1 protein-coding gene is annotated in these 588 nt (G+C 41.7%); it reads left to right on the forward strand.

The features are described from left to right. Positions 1-573: IS66 family transposase (gene tnpC / locus AAEZ22_RS18135; protein WP_352298375.1), on the forward strand; the 573-nt coding region annotated here is incomplete at its 5' end. Positions 574-588 lie beyond the last annotated feature (15 nt).

Consider the following 588-nt stretch of genomic DNA (forward strand, 5'->3'; position numbering starts at 1 on the left):
TGGGCACACGCTAGACGCAAATATAACGATGCCTTAAAAGCAGAGTCGAAAAACAAAGGTCGAGCGCATAAAGCCATCAGCTTTATCAGCCAATTATATAAACTGGAAACCCACGCTAAAAACAAACAGTTATCTCCTCAAGCGCGGTATCAGTTACGACAAGAAAAAGCCTTACCCATATTAATGCACTTTAAAGCGTGGCTTGATGAAGCCGAAGGTAAAGTAACGGCGGGGAGTTATATTGGCAAAGCGATAAAATACACGCTTAATCAATGGCCGAAATTAATGCGGTATAGTGAAGATGGCGAACTAGGGATTGATAATAATATTACTGAGCGAGATATTCGGCCGTTTACCACTGGTAGAAAAAACTGGCTATTCTCAAAATCGGTTAATGGTGCTCAGGCCAGCGCGATACTTTATAGTATTGTGATGACCTGCCGTGCCAATGACATCAATCCTTATTACTACTTTGTGCATTTATTTAAAACGTTGCCGAATCGAGATGAGGGTGATGATGATTTTACCGACCTAATGCCGTGGAATGTGCAGCTAGACTTCGATTATAGCTAAGCGCACTGCTTAAAT

Source organism: Pseudoalteromonas sp. 20-MNA-CIBAN-0454, assembly GCF_040308685.1.
Classification (GTDB): Bacteria; Pseudomonadota; Gammaproteobacteria; order Enterobacterales; family Alteromonadaceae; genus Pseudoalteromonas; species Pseudoalteromonas nigrifaciens.